The sequence below is a fragment of the Roseivivax sp. CAU 1753 genome, assembly GCF_054482575.1.
The window spans coordinates 60,717-77,375 of sequence record NZ_JBTLRF010000005.1 but is presented as its reverse complement, the minus strand read 5'-3'; the positions used below and the strand labels follow the sequence as shown (position 1 = coordinate 77,375).

17 protein-coding genes are annotated in these 16,659 nt (G+C 66.4%); 8 read left to right on the top strand and 9 right to left on the bottom strand.

Going from position 1 to position 16,659, the window contains the following annotated elements; all coding sequences use genetic code 11:
- Positions 1-60 precede the first annotated feature (60 nt).
- From ACXYMN_RS11965 to ACXYMN_RS11940, 6 genes are all read left to right on the top strand, one after another.
- Complete coding sequence (locus tag ACXYMN_RS11965) at positions 61-351, top strand: SCP2 sterol-binding domain-containing protein (RefSeq protein ID WP_459013899.1); 291 nt, start codon at positions 61-63, stop codon at positions 349-351.
- The gene (locus tag ACXYMN_RS11960; RefSeq protein ID WP_459013898.1) at positions 351-1,325 is read left to right on the top strand and encodes an alpha/beta hydrolase; all 975 of its coding nucleotides are present in this window, start codon (positions 351-353) and stop codon (positions 1,323-1,325) included. Before ACXYMN_RS11965 ends, ACXYMN_RS11960 begins: the two co-directional genes overlap by 1 nt.
- Positions 1,326-1,786: 461 nt before the next feature.
- Entirely contained in the window at positions 1,787-2,815 is a 1,029-nt protein-coding gene (locus ACXYMN_RS11955; protein ID WP_459013897.1) for a ligase-associated DNA damage response exonuclease, read from the top strand.
- Positions 2,812-4,410 (top strand): ATP-dependent DNA ligase, encoded by a 1,599-nt coding sequence (locus ACXYMN_RS11950; RefSeq protein WP_459013896.1) that lies wholly within the window; start codon positions 2,812-2,814, stop codon positions 4,408-4,410. Before ACXYMN_RS11955 ends, ACXYMN_RS11950 begins: the two co-directional genes overlap by 4 nt.
- Positions 4,411-4,626: 216 nt before the next feature.
- Positions 4,627-6,438, top strand: coding sequence for a M3 family oligoendopeptidase (locus tag ACXYMN_RS11945; RefSeq protein ID WP_459013895.1), 1,812 nt, complete (start codon positions 4,627-4,629; stop codon positions 6,436-6,438).
- Between the two features lie 431 nt (positions 6,439-6,869).
- On the top strand, positions 6,870-7,019 hold the full coding sequence (locus ACXYMN_RS11940; RefSeq protein ID WP_459013894.1) for a hypothetical protein: 150 nt from the start codon (positions 6,870-6,872) through the stop codon (positions 7,017-7,019).
- Here ACXYMN_RS11940 and ACXYMN_RS11935 read toward each other — a convergent pair.
- Positions 7,012-7,281 carry a DksA/TraR family C4-type zinc finger protein gene (locus tag ACXYMN_RS11935; RefSeq protein WP_459013893.1) on the bottom strand — a complete coding sequence of 90 codons (270 nt, stop codon included), beginning with the start codon at positions 7,279-7,281 and terminating at the stop codon, positions 7,012-7,014. The genes ACXYMN_RS11940 and ACXYMN_RS11935 overlap by 8 nt on opposite strands.
- Before the next feature lie 139 nt (positions 7,282-7,420).
- Here ACXYMN_RS11935 and ACXYMN_RS11930 point away from each other — a divergent pair, with 139 nt between their 5' ends.
- On the top strand, positions 7,421-7,948 hold the full coding sequence (locus tag ACXYMN_RS11930; protein WP_459013892.1) for a glutathione peroxidase: 528 nt from the start codon (positions 7,421-7,423) through the stop codon (positions 7,946-7,948).
- Here ACXYMN_RS11930 and ACXYMN_RS11925 read toward each other — a convergent pair.
- The 7 genes from ACXYMN_RS11925 to ACXYMN_RS11895 form a co-directional block, all read right to left on the bottom strand.
- On the bottom strand, positions 7,929-8,174 hold the full coding sequence (locus ACXYMN_RS11925) for a YdcH family protein (RefSeq protein ID WP_459013891.1): 246 nt from the start codon (positions 8,172-8,174) through the stop codon (positions 7,929-7,931). The two genes, ACXYMN_RS11930 and ACXYMN_RS11925, sit on opposite strands and share 20 nt — an antisense overlap.
- Before the next feature lie 228 nt (positions 8,175-8,402).
- Positions 8,403-10,043 (bottom strand): choline dehydrogenase, encoded by a 1,641-nt coding sequence (gene betA, locus ACXYMN_RS11920; protein ID WP_459013890.1) that lies wholly within the window; start codon positions 10,041-10,043, stop codon positions 8,403-8,405.
- Between the two features lie 119 nt (positions 10,044-10,162).
- A complete protein-coding gene (gene betB / locus ACXYMN_RS11915) occupies positions 10,163-11,629 on the bottom strand; it encodes a betaine-aldehyde dehydrogenase (protein ID WP_459013889.1) in 1,467 nt (488 codons plus the stop codon).
- Between the two features lie 2 nt (positions 11,630-11,631).
- Positions 11,632-13,140 carry a choline-sulfatase gene (betC, locus tag ACXYMN_RS11910; protein WP_459013888.1) on the bottom strand — a complete coding sequence of 503 codons (1,509 nt, stop codon included), beginning with the start codon at positions 13,138-13,140 and terminating at the stop codon, positions 11,632-11,634.
- Between the two features lie 162 nt (positions 13,141-13,302).
- Positions 13,303-13,500, bottom strand: coding sequence for a hypothetical protein (locus ACXYMN_RS11905; protein ID WP_459013887.1), 198 nt, complete (start codon positions 13,498-13,500; stop codon positions 13,303-13,305).
- A 123-nt stretch (positions 13,501-13,623) separates the two neighbouring features.
- Positions 13,624-14,526, bottom strand: a complete 903-nt coding sequence (locus ACXYMN_RS11900) for a DMT family transporter (protein ID WP_459013885.1) — start codon at positions 14,524-14,526, stop codon at positions 13,624-13,626.
- A gap of 45 nt (positions 14,527-14,571) precedes the next feature.
- Positions 14,572-15,165: a LysE/ArgO family amino acid transporter gene (locus tag ACXYMN_RS11895; protein ID WP_459013884.1), complete on the bottom strand. Its 594-nt coding sequence runs from the start codon at positions 15,163-15,165 to the stop codon at positions 14,572-14,574.
- A gap of 118 nt (positions 15,166-15,283) precedes the next feature.
- Between ACXYMN_RS11895 and ACXYMN_RS11890 the strand changes: the two genes are divergently transcribed.
- The gene (locus ACXYMN_RS11890) at positions 15,284-16,024 is read left to right on the top strand and encodes a YebC/PmpR family DNA-binding transcriptional regulator (protein ID WP_459013882.1); all 741 of its coding nucleotides are present in this window, start codon (positions 15,284-15,286) and stop codon (positions 16,022-16,024) included.
- Positions 16,025-16,153: 129 nt separating this feature from the next.
- Here ACXYMN_RS11890 and ACXYMN_RS11885 read toward each other — a convergent pair whose 3' ends face one another.
- The gene (locus ACXYMN_RS11885) at positions 16,154-16,651 is read right to left on the bottom strand and encodes an asparaginase domain-containing protein (protein WP_459013881.1); all 498 of its coding nucleotides are present in this window, start codon (positions 16,649-16,651) and stop codon (positions 16,154-16,156) included.
- Positions 16,652-16,659 lie beyond the last annotated feature (8 nt).

The following is a 16,659-nucleotide window of genomic DNA, read 5'->3' as shown; positions in this document are numbered from 1 at the left end:
CAGATTAGCGCCCTGTTCGGGAAATGCCACCCGGACCGGATCACATGGAGGACAACGCGCATGAGCGATATCATCAACGAGGCTGTCGCGGCCCTGAACGAAAAGCTGGCCGGCCAGGACATCGGCGGCACCGCCAAGTTCGACATCCAGGGGGAAGGCGCTGTAATGATGGACGATTCCGGTGCGCGCGCCGCCGACGAGGAGGCCGACGTGACGATGACCGCAGACGCCGATACGTTCCGCCAGATCCTCGAGGGCGAGATGAACCCCACCGCCGCCTTCATGTCCGGCAAGCTGTCGATCGAGGGCGACATGGGCATGGCGATGAAGCTCGCGGGTGTGCTGGCCTGATGACCGAAGCAGCCCCCTTCCTCGCCGAACAGGCACAGGGTCCCGAGGGCGCTCATGCCGTCTGGATCCGGTCGGTCGATGACAAGCGGCTGCGTCTCGGGCACTATCCTGTGGGGGCGGGGCGGACCGTCAAGGGCACTGTCCTGCTGTTTCCCGGGCGCACCGAATACATCGAGAAATACGGGCGCACCGCGGCGGATCTTGCGGCGGGCGGCTATCACACGATCAGTGTCGACTGGCGCGGTCAGGGCCTGTCGGAGCGGCTTCTGGACGATCATCGCACCGGCCATGTCGACGTCTTCCACGACTACCAGCACGATGTCGACGCGGTGGTCGCCTGGGCCGAGTCCGCGGGCCTGCCGAAACCCTGGCACCTGATCGGTCACTCGATGGGCGGCTGCATCGGGTTGCGCGCCCTGGTCAACGACTTGCCTGTGGCCTCGGCGGTGTTTACCGGCCCGATGTGGGGCATCCGCATCTCTCCGGTGGCGCGCCCGGCCGCATGGGCGCTCAGCTGGAGCACGTCGCGCATGGGGCTCGGCCACACCATCGCGCCCGGCACTAAGCCCGAAAGCTATGTCGTCACCGAAGCCTTCGACACCAACATGCTGACCCGCGACCGCGACGCGTATGACTACATGCGCGCCCAGATCGCGGCAGAGCCGAAGCTGGCCCTCGGCGGCCCGTCCCTGCGCTGGCTCAACGAGGCGCTGCAGGAATGCCGTGCGCTGTCGCGCCTGCCCGCCCCCGATATCCCCTGCCTTACCTTTGTCGGCACCAATGAGCGGATCGTCGATCTGGCCCGGATCGAGGCGCGCATGCAGGCCTGGCCGCAAGGCCAGTTGATCCATATCCCCGGCGGCGAACACGAGGTGCTGATGGACACCCCCGAGGTTCGCGCCAGGATCATCGCCGAGGTGCTCGCGCTCTTCAACGATCTGGGCGAGGCCGCTGATCACGCCGCGACCGGTTGACCGCGATGGCTTGACCGGCCGACTGGCCAGGGCATGACCATGACGGACCGCCTGGCCACGCGTGGCTCCCGGCGCGTCCCGGATTGGCCAGTGCGCATCCGCAAAGCCCATTTGCCGCGGCAGCCCGACCGATCGCGATTGATCGAGGCGTGACCGCGACCGGCAGTCGGACCGCGCTTGGCCGAGGCACGCCCCGGAATGGCCAGGGCGCATCCGTACAAGTCCCATGGGCCAGAACGGGCAGGCCGATCGCGACGATCCGAGGCATGTCCGCAACGGATCGTCGGTTCGACGAACCGAGGCATGACCGCGACGGGTCGGTTGACCCGCCGTCCTGCCGACCGGCTCACCAACCGACCCGCCGGTCGCGATTGGCCAAGCCGCGATTGGCCCAGCCACTCCCGCGACTGACCTGCCGGCCGCGATTGGCCAAGCCACTCCCGCGCCCTATCTTTCCGCCCATGCATGACCCCGTCCTCACCTTCACCGATCGCGGCATTTACTGCCCCGCGGGCGATTTTCACATCGACCCCTGGCGGCCGGTGCCGCGCGCTCTGATCACCCACGGCCATGCGGATCACGCCCGCTCCGGTCACGCCAGCTATCTCGCGACCGAGGCAGCCGCCCCTGTCATGCGCTACCGCCTCGGCGATGTGCATCTCGAAACCATCGCCATGGGCGCATCCCTGCGTATCGGCGACGCCGATGTGTCGTTTCACCCGGCGGGCCATATCCCGGGCTCGGCGCAGATCCGCGTCGCGGTCGGCGGCGAGGTCTGGGTGGTCTCGGGCGACTACAAGGTCGCTCGGGACCGCCTGTCCGAACCCTTCGAGCCGGTGCGCTGCCACGCCTTCATCACCGAATGCACCTTCGGTCTGCCGGTCTTCAAATGGCGCCCCGAGGCCGAGGTCGCCGCCGAGATCAACGCCTGGTGGGCCACCAACGCCGCCGAGGGCCGTGCCTCGGTCCTCGGGGCCTATTCGTTGGGCAAGGCACAGCGCGTCCTGTCGCTCGTCGACCCCGAGATCGGCCCGATCCTGACCCACGGTGCCGTCGAGGCCACCAATGCGATCCTGCGCGATCAGGGTCTGCCCCTGCCCGCAACCACGCAGGTCACACCCGACCTTGACACGAAAAATCTTAAAAATCCGTTGATCGTCGCGCCGCCATCGGCGCTCGGCACGCCCTGGATGCGCCGTTTCGGCCCCGCAAGCCAATCCTTCGCCTCGGGCTGGATGGCCCTGCGCGGGGTGCGCCGCCGCCGCGCGATGGATCGGGGATTTGTGATTTCGGATCATGCGGATTGGGAGGATCTGCTCTGGGCGATCCGCGAAACCGGCTCGGAAAAGATATTTGCAACACATGGTTACACAGAGATCTTCACGCGATGGCTGAAGGCCGAGGGTTATGACGCCCATGTGCTCGCGACCGAGTTCGGATCGGAAGACGCCGATGAGGTCTCGCTTGAGACCGAAGAGGTGGCCCCGTGAAGGACTTCGCCGCCCTGTTCACCGCCATCGACCAGACCACCAAGACGACGCTCAAGACCCGCGCGCTGGCCGATTACTTCAGCCACGCGCCGGATGACGACAAGCTCTGGACCATCGCGCTCTTCTCGGGCCGCCGCCCGAAACGCGCGGTCAATACCACGCAACTGCGCAGCTGGGCCGCCGAACGCGCGGACATCCCCCTCTGGCTGCTCGAGGAAAGCTACCCCATCGTCGGCGATCTTGCCGAGACCATCGCGCTGGTGCTGCCGCCTGCCGAAGCGACCTCTGACAAATCGCTGACCCACTGGATAAATGAGCTTAAATCGCTCGCGCAGGTCGATCTGGACGATCGCAAGGCGCGGATCCTGGCCGCCTGGGACCAGCTTGACGCAACCGAACGCTTTCTCTTCAACAAGCTCATCACCGGCGGCTTCCGCATCGGTGTCAGCCAGAAGCTGATGACCCGCGCGCTGGCGCTGGCCACCGGTCAGGACGAGGCGGTGCTGGCCCACAAGCTCATGGGCAAATGGCTGCCCGGCGACATCACCTATTACGCCCTGATCGAAGCTGACGATCCCGCCGCCGACGCCTCGCGCCCCTATCCCTTCTACCTGGCCTACCAGCTTGACGATGGCCCCGAAGACCTCGGCCCGCCCGAGGATTGGCAAGCGGAATGGAAATGGGACGGCATCCGCGGCCAGGTCCTGCTGCGCGGCAACGATCACCATGTCTGGTCCCGCGGTGAAGACCTGATCACCGACCGCTTCCCCGAACTGGCCCGGCTGCGCGACTACCTGCCGGGCGGCACGGCGCTGGACGGCGAGATCGTGACCTGGGATGCAGACGCGGAAATGCCTATGTCCTTCAATACCTTGCAAGCCAGAATTGGCCGCAAGACGGTGCCGAAGAAGCTGCTGAAGGAGGCCCCGGTGATCCTTTTGGCCTACGACCTGCTCGAGGTCGACGGCACCGATCTGCGCGCCGCCCCCATGGCCGACCGCCGCGCGCGGCTCGATGCGATGCTCACGGGGCTGCCGCCCGAGGCTCCGGTGCGCCCTTCGCGCCTCATCGACTTCGCATCATGGGACGGGCTGGCCGAAACCCGCGCGGGGTCGCGCGACATGCGCGCCGAGGGGCTGATGCTGAAACGAAAGGACAGCCCGTACCTCTCGGGCCGCAAGAAGGGCGACTGGTGGAAATGGAAGCTCGATCCTTTGACCATCGATGCGGTGATGATCTATGCGCAACAGGGCCACGGGCGTCGCGCCAACCTGTTCACCGACTTCACCTTCGCGGTGCGCGACGGCGACGCGCTGGTGCCTTTCACCAAGGCCTATTCCGGCCTCACCGATGCCGAGTTCCGCCAAATCACTGCCTGGGTGCGCAAGAACACGCAGGCGCGTTTCGGCCCGGTCCGTCAGGTCACCCCCCAGCATGTGTTCGAGATCGCCTTCGAGGGTATCCACGAAAGCCCGCGGCACAAGTCCGGCGTCGCCCTGCGCTTTCCACGTATGTCGCGCTGGCGTCGGGACAAACCCCTGTCAGAAGCCAACACCCTGGACGATCTGAAAGCGATCCTCGCGGCTTACGGGTAGCCCCGCCCCGGCGGTGCGAATGCGTCACAGACGGTGTTTGCGTTTTTCTGGAAAGATGAAGCGAATTGGACAGCGCGCCACGGGCCATGCCGTGGCAATGGCCTGCCAGACCACCGCGCGCGGCCCGCATCCGCGCAAGAACGCGATCGCTGGCTCTTGAACCTGACCGCCGCGCGCGCCACGTTCTGCGCGACACATCCCCGAAGGAGAGCCCACATGACGATCCGCCCCGTTTTCGACGCCAATGCGACCCACGGGGGCAAGGACCTTGGCCCGCTGCCCGAATGGGACCTCTCGGACCTTTACGCCGACCCCGACGCGCCCGAGCTCAAGCGCGACCTCGACTGGCTTGAAGACGCATGCCGGAGTTTCGCCGCCGACTACGAAGGCCAGATCGACGGGCTCGACGCGGCGGGGTTCCTGACCATGATCGAGCGGCACGAGAAGATCGACAACATCGCGGGCCGCATCATGTCCTTCGCCGGGCTGCGCTACTACCAGCAGACCACCGCGGCGGAGCGTGCGAAATTCCTCTCGGATTGCCAGGAAAAGGTCACCGTATACACCACGCCTCTGGTGTTCTTTTCGTTGGAACTCAATCGCTTGGCGGACGACGCTTATGCAGCGCTGTTCGACGATGCGCGGCTCGCGCGCTACCGGCCCGCCTTCGACCGCATACGCGCGATGAAGCCCTACCAGCTGTCCGACGAACTGGAGAAGTTCCTGCATGACATGGGCGTTGTCGGCGATGCCTGGGAGCGGCTTTTCGACGAAACCATCGCCGGGCTCGAATTCGAGATCGACGGCGAAGCCATGGGCATCGAGGCCACGCTCAACAATCTGACCGAACAGGACCGCGCCACCCGCGAGGCCGCCGCGCGCGAACTGGCCCGCGTCTTCGGGGCCAATATCCGCACCTTTGCCCGCGTCCACAACACCCAGACGAAAGAGAAGGAAATCCTCGATCGCTGGCGTGGCATGCCCAGCCCGCAGACCGGGCGGCACCTGTCGAACGACGTCGAACCCGAAGTGGTCGAAGCGCTGCGCAACGCCGTGGTCGCCGCCTATCCGAAGCTGTCGCACCGCTACTACGCGCTCAAGCGCAAGTGGCTGGGGCTCGAGACGATGCAGGTCTGGGACCGCAACGCCCCCCTGCCGATGGAGACAACGCGCATCGTCAATTGGCAAGAGGCGCGCGAGACGGTGATGACCGCCTATGCCGAGTTCGACCCGGGGATGGCCAGTATCGCAGAGCCGTTCTTCACCAAGGGCTGGATCGACGCGGGCGTCAAACCCGGCAAGGCCCCCGGCGCTTTCGCCCATCCCACCGTCACCGACGTGCACCCTTACGTGATGCTCAACTATCTCGGAAAACCGCGCGACGTGATGACCCTGGCGCATGAGCTGGGCCACGGCGTCCACCAGGTCCTGGCAGCGGATCAGGGCGAGATGCTGGCCTCGACGCCGCTGACACTGGCCGAAACCGCGTCGGTCTTCGGCGAAATGCTGACCTTCCGTCGCATGCTGCGCAACGCCAAGGACGACGCCGAAAGGAAGGTCCTGCTGGCGGGCAAGGTCGAGGACATGATCAACACCGTCGTGCGCCAGATCGCGTTCTACGACTTCGAATGCAAGCTGCACGACGCCCGCCGCGGCGGCGAGCTGACGCCGGACGATATCAACGCGCTGTGGATGAGCGTGCAGGCCGAAAGCCTCGGGCCTGCCTTCGAATTCATGGACGGGTACGAGACCTTCTGGGCCTATATCCCGCATTTCGTGCACTCGCCCTTCTATGTCTACGCCTATGCTTTCGGCGACGGGCTGGTGAACGCGCTTTATGCCAATTACGAAGAGGCCCCCGAGGGCTTCCAGGAGAAGTACTTCGACATGCTGAAGGCGGGCGGGTCCAAGCACCACACCGACCTGCTCAAGCCCTTCGGCCTCGACGCCACCGATCCCGCCTTCTGGGACAAGGGGCTGTCGATGATCTCGGGCTTTATCGACGAGCTTGAGGCGATGGAGGACTGAGCTTCCGCCAGAATGGCCGCGCCAATCGCGCGCGCCGTTCTGCCGCCCTCGGCTCCTGCGCCAACAAACCCGCGCCGCGCCCCGGTCAAGGCGCGGCGCCAGGCCCCTTCATCTTTCCAAATAAACGCAAATCCGCCCCGGCCCGTCCGCGACAGGCCCGGGCCTTGCGCGCAAACTCAGGCCACGCGCGCCCTTGCCCGGCAGCCGCTCCAGCTCAGTCTCGACCCTACCGATCTCGTCGCGCTTGCCGGCAATCGCCGGGTTGCGCGCCTTGATATCGGCGCAGAACTTCGGTTTGCGAAAGGTCTGGCGCGGGTTGAAATGGGCCCGCAGCCGCGCGTGCTCGACCAGACCGCGGACGTCCGAGTTGCGGACCGTGTCGCCGACCTTCCGCGTCGAGACCCGCCCCCGTCGACAAAAGAAATGTTGCCTTGCCCCTGCAACTGCCTGCCTTTCCTGAGGTTTTCCTGCAAACCCGCAACAGCGTCCGGCCGGCGGGCAAGATCGCGCGGGGCAGTCGCGGCGCGGTCGTGGCGGTGCTGTTGCAAAAAGGGATCGCCTTGGTCCGCGCGGTTACTTGAGCTGACTGTCCTTGGACCCGCGCCGATTGACGCCGCCGCGCGGAGCGGCGCGGCCATCGCGTTCGGATTGGCATTCGATGCACAGCTTTACCCCCGGCAGCGCCAGACGGCGCTTTTCCGGGATCGCCTCGTCGCATTCGGCGCAATGGGTGCGGCTCTCGCCCACCGGGGCGCGGCGCGCCTTCATCCGCGCCAGCTCGTCGGCGATCGAGGCCTCGATCTGTTCGCCCACCGCGCCGTCGCGGCTCCATCCACCTGCCATCGGTCTGTCTCCGTTTCTCCCGCACCCGCCGCCCCGTCCAGAGGCCCGGGTCACGGTCGCGCAACGCCCTGCGTACATTGTGCCGGTTGACCCCGCGCAGCCCGCGCTATCTTGCCCTGCAAGACAGGAGATATTTCCGATGCGCGTTTTCGCAAGCCTCTTGACCCTGCTGCTGGGCACTTTGCCCGCAGCGGCGCTCGACTTTGCCTTCCCGTCCATCGACGGCGGCACACTGCACATGTCCGATTGGGAAGGTCGGCCCGTGCTCGTGGTCAATACCGCCTCGCGCTGCGCCTTCACCGGGCAATATGACGGGCTGCAGGCGCTCTATGATCGTTATCGCGACGCGGGCCTGATCGTGCTCGCGGTGCCGTCGGGCGACTTCCGGCAGGAACTCGGCAGCGACGACGCGGTCAAGGATTTCTGCGAACTGAATTTCGGCATCGACATGCCGATGACGACGATCACGTCGGTCCGCGGCGACGATGCGCACCCGTTCTACACGTGGTTGCGCGAGACCGCGAATTTCGAGCCCGCCTGGAATTTCAACAAGGTGCTGATCGGCCCCGAGGGCGCGGTGGTGGCCACCTATGGCGCCACCACCCGCCCCCTGAGCCAGTTGGTCACTGGCCGGATCGAGGCGTTGCTCAGCCCGCCACCTGGGTAAGGCGGGCGTAGATTTCGTCCTTCAGCGCCGCGCGCTGCTTGCGCTTGGCCACCTGTGTCGCATCGTCCACCGGGGTGATGTCGGTTTCGATCCGGTGGATCTCGGCATTGATCTCGCCATAGCTGTCGACGAGTTTCGCAAAATGCGCGTCCGACTGGCGCAGCTCGGAAATCCGGTCGCGGTGGCTGGGGAATTCCTCGGCAAGCTGGTGCGGGACATGGGTCATGATGTTGGCTCCTAGGGTTCGGGTCGCGGGCAACTTGCAACCAAGGGTCGCGCCCCGCCTTGATCGGGATCAAACCGCGCGGGTTTGTTGGCGCGACGCGTCCCATCCGGTAGCCCGGCCCGCAGAACGTTTTCGATGCCGGTGGTTTTCATGGATCGTTGGCGCGTGTCAAGTCGCCGCCAGACCCGCCCGCACCCTGCCCTGCACCCCGGCGGCCCCCGTTCCCGCCTAGCGCTGCGCCGTCTGCCACTGGGGATGCAGCCAGGGTTCGGCATTCTCCGCCGCCAGCCGCCGCCCCAGCACATGATCGGCGATCTTCTCGCCCACCATGATCGACGGGCCGTTCAGGTTGCCGTTGGTGATGCGCGGAAACACCGAGCTGTCCGCCACCCGCACCCCGGAAACCCCGATCACCCGACCCTCGGGATCGACCACAGCACCCGGATCGTCGGCGCGCCCCATCCGGCAGGTGCCGCAGGGATGATAGGCGCTCTCGGCATGGTCGCGCACGAAGGCGTCCAGTGCGGCGTCGTCCTGCACATCCGCGCCGGGCTGGATCTCGAAATCGACGAAGGGTTTGAAAGCATCCTGCGCGAAGATCTCGCGCGTCAGCCGGATGGCGCGGCGGAAATCGCGCCAGTCGTCGGGGTGGCTCATGTAGTTGAAGGCGATGCGCGGCGCGTCCTCGGGATCGGGCGACCTTAGCGTCACCGCGCCCCGCGATTGCGACCGCATCGGGCCCACATGCGCCTGAAAGCCGTGCCCCTCGGCGGCGGTCTTGCCGTCATAGCGCACCGCCAGCGGCAGGAAATGGTACTGCAGGTCGGGGTAATCGACACCCGCCGCGGACCGGATGAAGGCCGCGCTCTCGAACTGGTTCGATGCCCCCGGCCCGGTGCGGGTGAACAGCCAGCGCGCGCCCACATAGGCCTTGCCTGGCAGGTTCCAGTACCTGAACAGGCTGACCGGCTGGCTGGCCGCCATCTGGATATACAGCTCCAGGTGGTCCTGCAGGTTCCGCCCCACGCCCGGACGGTCGGCCACCACGTCGATGCCATGCGCCGCCAGATGCGCCCCCGGCCCGATCCCCGACTGCATCAGAAGCTTCGGCGAATTGAGCGATGACGCCGCCAGGATCACCTCGCGCGTGGCCGTCACCACCTCGAGGCCGCTGGCAAAGCGCACCTCGACGCCGCTGGCCCGCTTGCCTTCCATGACCACCCGCCGCGCGAGCCCGCGCACCAGCTCAACCCCCAGCTTCATCGCCGGGCGCAGATAGGCATTGGCCGCCGACCAACGCCTGCCGTTGCGGATCGTGGCTTCCATCGCGCCGAAGCCTTCCTGCTTCTCGCCGTTGTAATCCCCGGTCGCCTGGTACCCTGCCTGAAGTCCGGCCTCGACAAAGGCCCGCGTCAACGGATTGTCGCGCGGCCCCCGGCTGATATGCAGCGGCCCGTCGGTGCCGCGCCACCCGGCCTGACCGTCGCGCGCGGTCTCCATGCGCTTGAAATAGGGCAGCACATCCGTATAGCCCCAGCCATCCGCGCCCTGATCGCGCCAAAAGTCGAAGTCCTTCGCATGGCCGCGCACATAGACCATGCCATTGATCGAGGACGACCCGCCGATCACCTTGCCGCGCGGGGTCGCCAGCCTGCGGCCGCCCAGATGCGGCTCGGGCTCGCTCTCGTAGCCCCAGTCATAGCGCTTCATGTTCATCGGATAGGACAGCGCGCCCGGCATCTGGATGAACGGCCCGCCATCCCAGCCGCCATGCTCGATCACGATGACCGACCGGCCCGCCTCGGCCAGCCGGAAGGCCATGGCGCAGCCCGCGCTGCCCGCCCCCACGATCACGTATTCCGCCTGCATGTCTCGCTCCTTCGCGCGGTCCCGGCGCGGGTCAGGGATGGCCCTCCCGCGGCCACCGCGGTGCAAATTCCGGTTCCCGTCGCCGCCTCGAAGACGCCCGCCCGGGCGGATGAGAGGCCTCAGAACGGGGCCTCCACACGGCCCATCCGCACATAGACCGACTTCACCTGGCTGTAATGCTCCAGCGCCGCCTTGGCGTTCTCGCGTCCCACCCCCGACATCTTGACGCCGCCGAATGGCATCTCGACCGGCGCGTCGTTGTAGGAGTTGATGAAGCAGGTGCCCGCCTGCAACTGGCCGATCACCCGGTGCGCGCGGCTGATATCGCGGGTGAACACCCCCGCCGACAGCCCGAAGGGCGTGTCGTTGGCGCGCCGGATGGCCTCCGCCTCGGTCTCGAATTCGAACACCGCCAGCACCGGGCCAAAGATCTCCTCGCGGGCGATGGTCATCGCGTCGGTGACACCGTCGAACAGCGCCGGTGTGATCCAGTAGCCGTCCCGGTCCAGCCGCTTGCCGCCCGCGACCAGCCGGGCCCCTTCCGCCACACCCCTGGCGATATAGCCCTCGACGATCTCAAGCTGGCGGGCGCTGACCATCGGGCCGAAATTCGTGGCCTCGTCCAGCGGATCGCCGATCACCGCCCCATTCAGCCGTTCGGCCATGCGCGCGACGAAGCGGTCTTTCATCCCCTTCTGCACGAAGACCCGCGTGCCGTTGGAACAGATCTGCCCCGAGGAATAGAAATTCCCCAGGATCGCGCCACCGACCGCATCCTCGAGATCGGCATCGTCGAAGACCAGCATCGGCGACTTGCCCCCCAGCTCCATCGTCACGTGCTTGAGCTGCGCCGCCGCCGCCGCATAGACCTTCTGCCCGGTGGGCACCGAGCCGGTCAGCGACACCTTGTCGACGCGCGGATCGGTGGTCAGTGCCGCGCCGACCGGCCCCATGCCCTGTACCACGTTGAACAGCCCCGCGGGCAGTCCGGCCTCGTGCAGGATCTCGGCGACCTTGAGCGCGCAAAGCGGCGTGGTCTCGGATGGCTTGAAGATCATCGCGTTGCCGCAGGCCAGCGCCGGGGCCGCCTTCCAGCAGGCGATCTGCGTCGGATAGTTCCACGCGCCGATGCCGACGCAGACGCCCAGCGGCTCGCGGATCGTGTAGGCCCAGTCCGCGCCCAGCTGGATATGCTCACCGGTGATGCCCGCCGCGATGCCGCCGAAATATTCCAGCGCATCCGCGCCGCTCGTGGCATCCGCCACCAGCGTTTCCTGCAACGGCTTGCCGGTGTCGCGGGTTTCCAGCACCGACAGCGCGCGGTTGCGGTCGCGCAGGATCTGCGCCGCGCGGGTCAGCACCCGGCCCCTGTCGCGCGGCGACCATGTCGCCCAGTCCGCCTGCGCCCGTCGCGCCGAGGCGATGGCCTGTTCGATCACCGCATCGGTGGCCTGGTGCACCCGTGCGATCACCGCGCCGGTGGCGGGATAGATCACTTCGATCACATCGCCGCCCGTGTCCTCGACATAGGCCCCGTCGATGAAGTGGCTGGCTTGCGGCTGCGTGTCATAGATCGGATCGTCCATCGTCACTCTCCTCTCGGGAAGCGCTGCTTGGTCTCGACCTCGTTGAGGTCCATGTGGTTGCGCATGTAGCGCCGGGACGCATCCCGCAGCGGCTGGTAATCCCACGGATAATACCCGCCCTGCCGCAACGCGTCATAGACCACGAGCCTTCGCGCCTGGCTTTCGCGCACCTCGGCATCGAAGGCCTCCAGGTCCCAGCGCATCGCGGCTTCCCGGCGGAAGACCTCAAGCGTTTCCGCATGGGCCGGGTCGCCCGCCAAATCGGCCAACTCGTGCGGATCGGCCTCGATATCGAATAATTGCTCGGGGTCGAGCGCGCAATTGGTGTATTTCCACCGCCCCTGCCGCAGCGCGATCAGCGGCGAATACGACGCCTCGGCGGCGTATTCCATCGCCACCGGGGTCTTGCGCGCGCCGCCCTGCCCCAGCCGGACAAGGCTTTCGCCGGTGGTCCAGGGCATGACCTCATCCATCGACACCCCCGCCAGTTCGCAAAGCGTCGGGCAAAGATCGATGGTCGATACCGGCGTTTTCACAAGGCCCGGTGCCATATCCGGGGCCGCGATCATCAGCGGCACCCGCGACGACCCCTCGAAGAAGCTCATCTTGAACCACAGCCCGCGCTCGCCCAGCATGTCGCCGTGATCCGACACGAAGACCACGATGGCCTCCTGCCCCGTCCGGTCGAGCACGTCGAGAATGCCGCCAATCTTGGCGTCAAGATACGAGATGTTGGCGAAATAGGCGCGCCGCGCGCGGCGGATGTCGTCTTCGTGAATGTCAAAACCGCGCCAGTCGTTGGCGTCGAAAATGCGCTGCGAATGCGGGTCGTGCGCGGCATAGTCCAGCGCCGCCACCTCGGGCAGCAGATGGTCGCATGCCTCGTACAGGTCCCAGTATTTCCGCCGCGCCACGTAGGGGTCATGCGGATGGGTGAAGCTGACCGTCAGCATCCAGGGCCGGTCGTCCTGCCCGCGCGCCAGATCGTACAGCTTCTGCTCGGCCTCGAAGGCGACCGCGTCGTCATATTCCATCTGGTTGGTGATCTCGGCCACGCCCGCGCCGGTCACCGACCCCAGATTGTGATACCACCAGTCGATCCGCGTGCCCGGCGTGCGGTAATCCGGCGTCCAGCCGAAATCGGCCGGGTAGATATCCGTGGTCAGGCGCTGTTCGAAGCCGTGCAACTGGTCTGGCCCGACAAAATGCATCTTGCCCGCAAGGCAGGTCTGATAGCCCGCGCGGCGCAAATGGTGCGCATAGGTCGGAATCGAAGAGGCGAATTCCGCCGCGTTGTCATAGACGCCCGTCTCCGACGGCAGCGCCCCCGACATGAACGCCGCGCGGCCCGGCGCGCAAAGCGGCGAAGCGGTGTAGGCATTGGCAAACCGGGTCGACCGATCGGCCAGCGCGCGCAGATTGGGCGTGTGCAGCCAAGCGGACGGTCCGTCCGGAAACAGCGTTCCGGTCAGTTGATCAACCATCACCACAAGGATATTGGGCCGCGCCATACGCTCTCCTGCGAACACCGTGTCACAGAGAGGTAAATTGCCCTGATTGACTCGTCAATCAAATTCCCGGGGCGCCCACGCCCCCGGTGTCCGGCACCCAAAAAAACGCCCGGCGGCCAAATGGCTCCGGGCGTCAGGGTCCAGCAATATTCATGTGTGTTATCAGGCCTGTATCGTTCCAAGAATGCTCATCTGCGGCAGCCGCGCGACTTCATAGCCGATATCGGTCTTCCGCAGGTTGTAGCCAAAGCCGCGCATCCGGAACCGCCATTCGGTATCCGACAGCACCTTGGCCCGTTCGCCCAGGACGAAGCTGCGGATATCGTCGAAATTCTCGGTCAGTTTGTTATCTGCAAACATGGTGCATACTCCGTAAATCACCCGAGGACTTTTCCGTCCCCACGCTCCGAAGGTCACCCGCAAATGCGGCGAAAAGTTGCCGGAGCCGTGATCTTATCTGGAACGGAAACAGTTAATTTCCGGTCAATTCTTTGTTTCATGTGTATGCGGCATGATCGGTCGCGCGGCGCGGCGCGATTCCCGCCAAGTGATGAAGCTGACGGCGGCGATGATCAGCGTGCCACCGGCGATCACGAAGGGGTCCGGCGGCTCTGCGAAGAACACCGCGCCGATGATCACCGACCAGACCAGCTGCAGAAAGATCACCGGCTGGGTCACCGTGACCGGGGCGGCGGCAAAGGCCAGCGTCATGGTGAAATGCCCCGCCGTGGCAAAGAACGCCACCGCGAAAAGCACCGCCAGATCGGCCCGCGTCGGGGTCACCCAGTCCAGCAGCGCCAGCGGCAAGAGCCCGATGGTCACCGACACCGACAGGATCGCCACCACCACCGTCGCGGGCACCTCGTCCGACATGATCTTGGCGATCAGGTAGCTGCCGGCAAACACCGAGGCGGTGACCATCATCGCCAGATGGCCGGGATCGAGCGCCCGGAATCCCGGTCTCAGGATCACCGCCGCGCCGACCAGCGCCACGACGATCGCGGTCTGGCGCAGCAGCGCGATCCGCTCTTTCAGCAACACCACCGCCAGCACGCTGACGAAGACCGGCGTGAGGTAGTTCATCGCCGTGACCTCGGCCAGCGGGATGCGGGTCATCGCGAAGAACCAGAACGCCACGCCGACCGTGTGCAGCGCGCCGCGCAGCGCAAACAGCCGCCATTGCCGCGGGCTGAGCCGGACCGCCGACAGCGGACGCCACAGCGGGATCAGGAAGACCAGCCCCAGCAGATAGCGCAGAAACGCGCTCTCGGCGGCGGGGATGCGCCCGCCAAGGGTTTTGACAAGGGCGGTGACCATCACGAAGCACAGGCCCGTCACGATCATCCAGAGGATGCCCTGAAGCGGGCGCTGCGCTCTCTCGCTCATGGGCGGCATCAAGCGCGCCGGTCGGCCCGATTGCAAGGGGTCGGCTCAGGCAGAAACAAGCGACACCGCAATTGCATACATGGTCAGTCCGATCACCACGTCGAGCACCCGCCAGGCCCGCGGCCGGGCAAAGACCGGGGCCAGCGCCCGCGCGCCGTAGCCCAGCGAAAAGAAGAACACGAAGGACGCCGTCATCGCCCCCAGCGCGAAATGCAGCTGGCTGGGATACTGCGCCGAGATTGCCCCCAGCAGCACCACCGTATCGAGGTAGACATGCGGGTTGAGCCAGGTCAGCGCGAGGCAGGTCAGAAGCGACGCGCGCAGCGACGGGGCCGCCTGGCCCGCCTGCATCGCGTGCCCGCCGCGCCACGCCGACCAGAGCGCGCGGCTGCCATACCAGACCAGGAACGCCGCCCCGAAGAGCCGCATCGCGCCCTCGAGCCAGGGCGCGCGGTCGACCAGCGCGCCGAAGCCCGCCACCCCGGCGGCGATCAGCGCCGCGTCCGACAGCGCGCAGGCCAGCACCACCGGCAGCACATGCTGACGCATCAGCCCCTGCCGCAGAACGAAAGCGTTCTGCGCGCCGATGGCAAGGATCAGGGAAAAGCCGAGCGTGAAGCCCGCGATGGCAGATTGCATGGTGCCATGGATGGCGCGCGCGGCCCCCGGATGCAAGTCCGCCCTTGGGCTTGCCCCCGCCCCTCGACCTCCCCTATAGAGCGGCTGACCTTTCAGACAGGCTTGAGTGAGGCAGATCATGGCCGGCCATTCCAAATGGGCGAATATCCAGCACCGCAAGGGACGGCAGGACGCCGCCCGTTCGAAGCTTTTCTCGAAGCTCTCGAAGGAAATCACCGTCGCTGCCAAGATGGGCGACCCGGACCCCGAGAAGAACCCGCGCCTGCGGCTCGCGGTCAAGGAAGCCAAGTCGCAATCCGTGCCCAAGGACGTGATCGACCGCGCCATCAAGAAGGCCACCGGCGGCGACAGCGAAGCCTATGAGGAGATCCGCTACGAGGGCTACGGGCCGGGCGGCGTCGCGGTGATCGTCGAGGCGATGACCGATAACCGCAACCGCACCGCGTCGACCGTGCGCTCGACCTTCGGCAAGCATGGCGGCAACCTCGGCGAGACCGGGTCCGTCGCCTTCATGTTCGAACGCAAGGGCGAGGTGATCTATCCCGTCGATGCGGGCGACGCCGACGCGGTGATGATGGCGGCGATCGAGGCCGGGGCCGAGGATGTGGAAAGCTCCGAGGATGGCCATGTGATCTGGTGCGCCGATACGGATCTCAACGAAGTGTCGGGCGCGCTCGAGGCGCAGCTGGGCGAATCCGAGACGACGCGGCTGGTGTGGAAGCCCGCCACCACCACGGAGCTCGATCTCGACGGGCTGCAATCGCTGATGAAGCTGGTCGATGCGCTGGAAGACGATGACGACGTGCAGCGGGTGACGACGAACTTCGAAGCCTCCGACGCGGTCATGGCCCAGCTTTGAGCCGTCTGGCCGGCGGGTCGGTCGGTGCGAGGGGCCAGCCCCTCGCGCTCCCCGGAGTATTTTCGGTCCGATCGTGAACAAGGTCCGGGATTCGGAAGGCGCTGCCCCGCACCGGATGCTTGGCCTCGGTCAGGTGTCGAAGCGTCCCTGATCGACGTTCTTGTCAAGCGCCTCTGCCGCGAAGACCCGACCGTTCATCACCCCCCAGACGCCCGCGCCCAGGATCTGTGCCGCCACCACCGCGCCGCCGAGGTTGAAGTCGCCGTCCGACGCATGGAAGGAAAACGGCCGCATCGCGCCGGTCAGCACCACGGTCTTGCCGTGGCCCGCGAGCCGGGGCGCAAGGGCGCGCGCGGTCACGCCCATGGTGCCGGTGCCATGGGTGATCACGATGGCGTCTTCGGGCGCGCCCAGCACCGCTTCGGCGATGGCGCTGCGGTCGGCATCGTCGAAGTCCAAAGAATCCTTCAGCATCAGGGTCTCGACCGTCGGGAAGTGGCAGCGCGCGATCCGCAGCATCTCGGGCAGATGGGTCGTGCCGTCCTCGGCAAAGGCCAGGCCTTCGCCCGCAGCGTCGTGCACCTTGTCGAGGGTGCCGCCGGTCACGAGGATCCGCACAGGCGTCATCGGGTGCC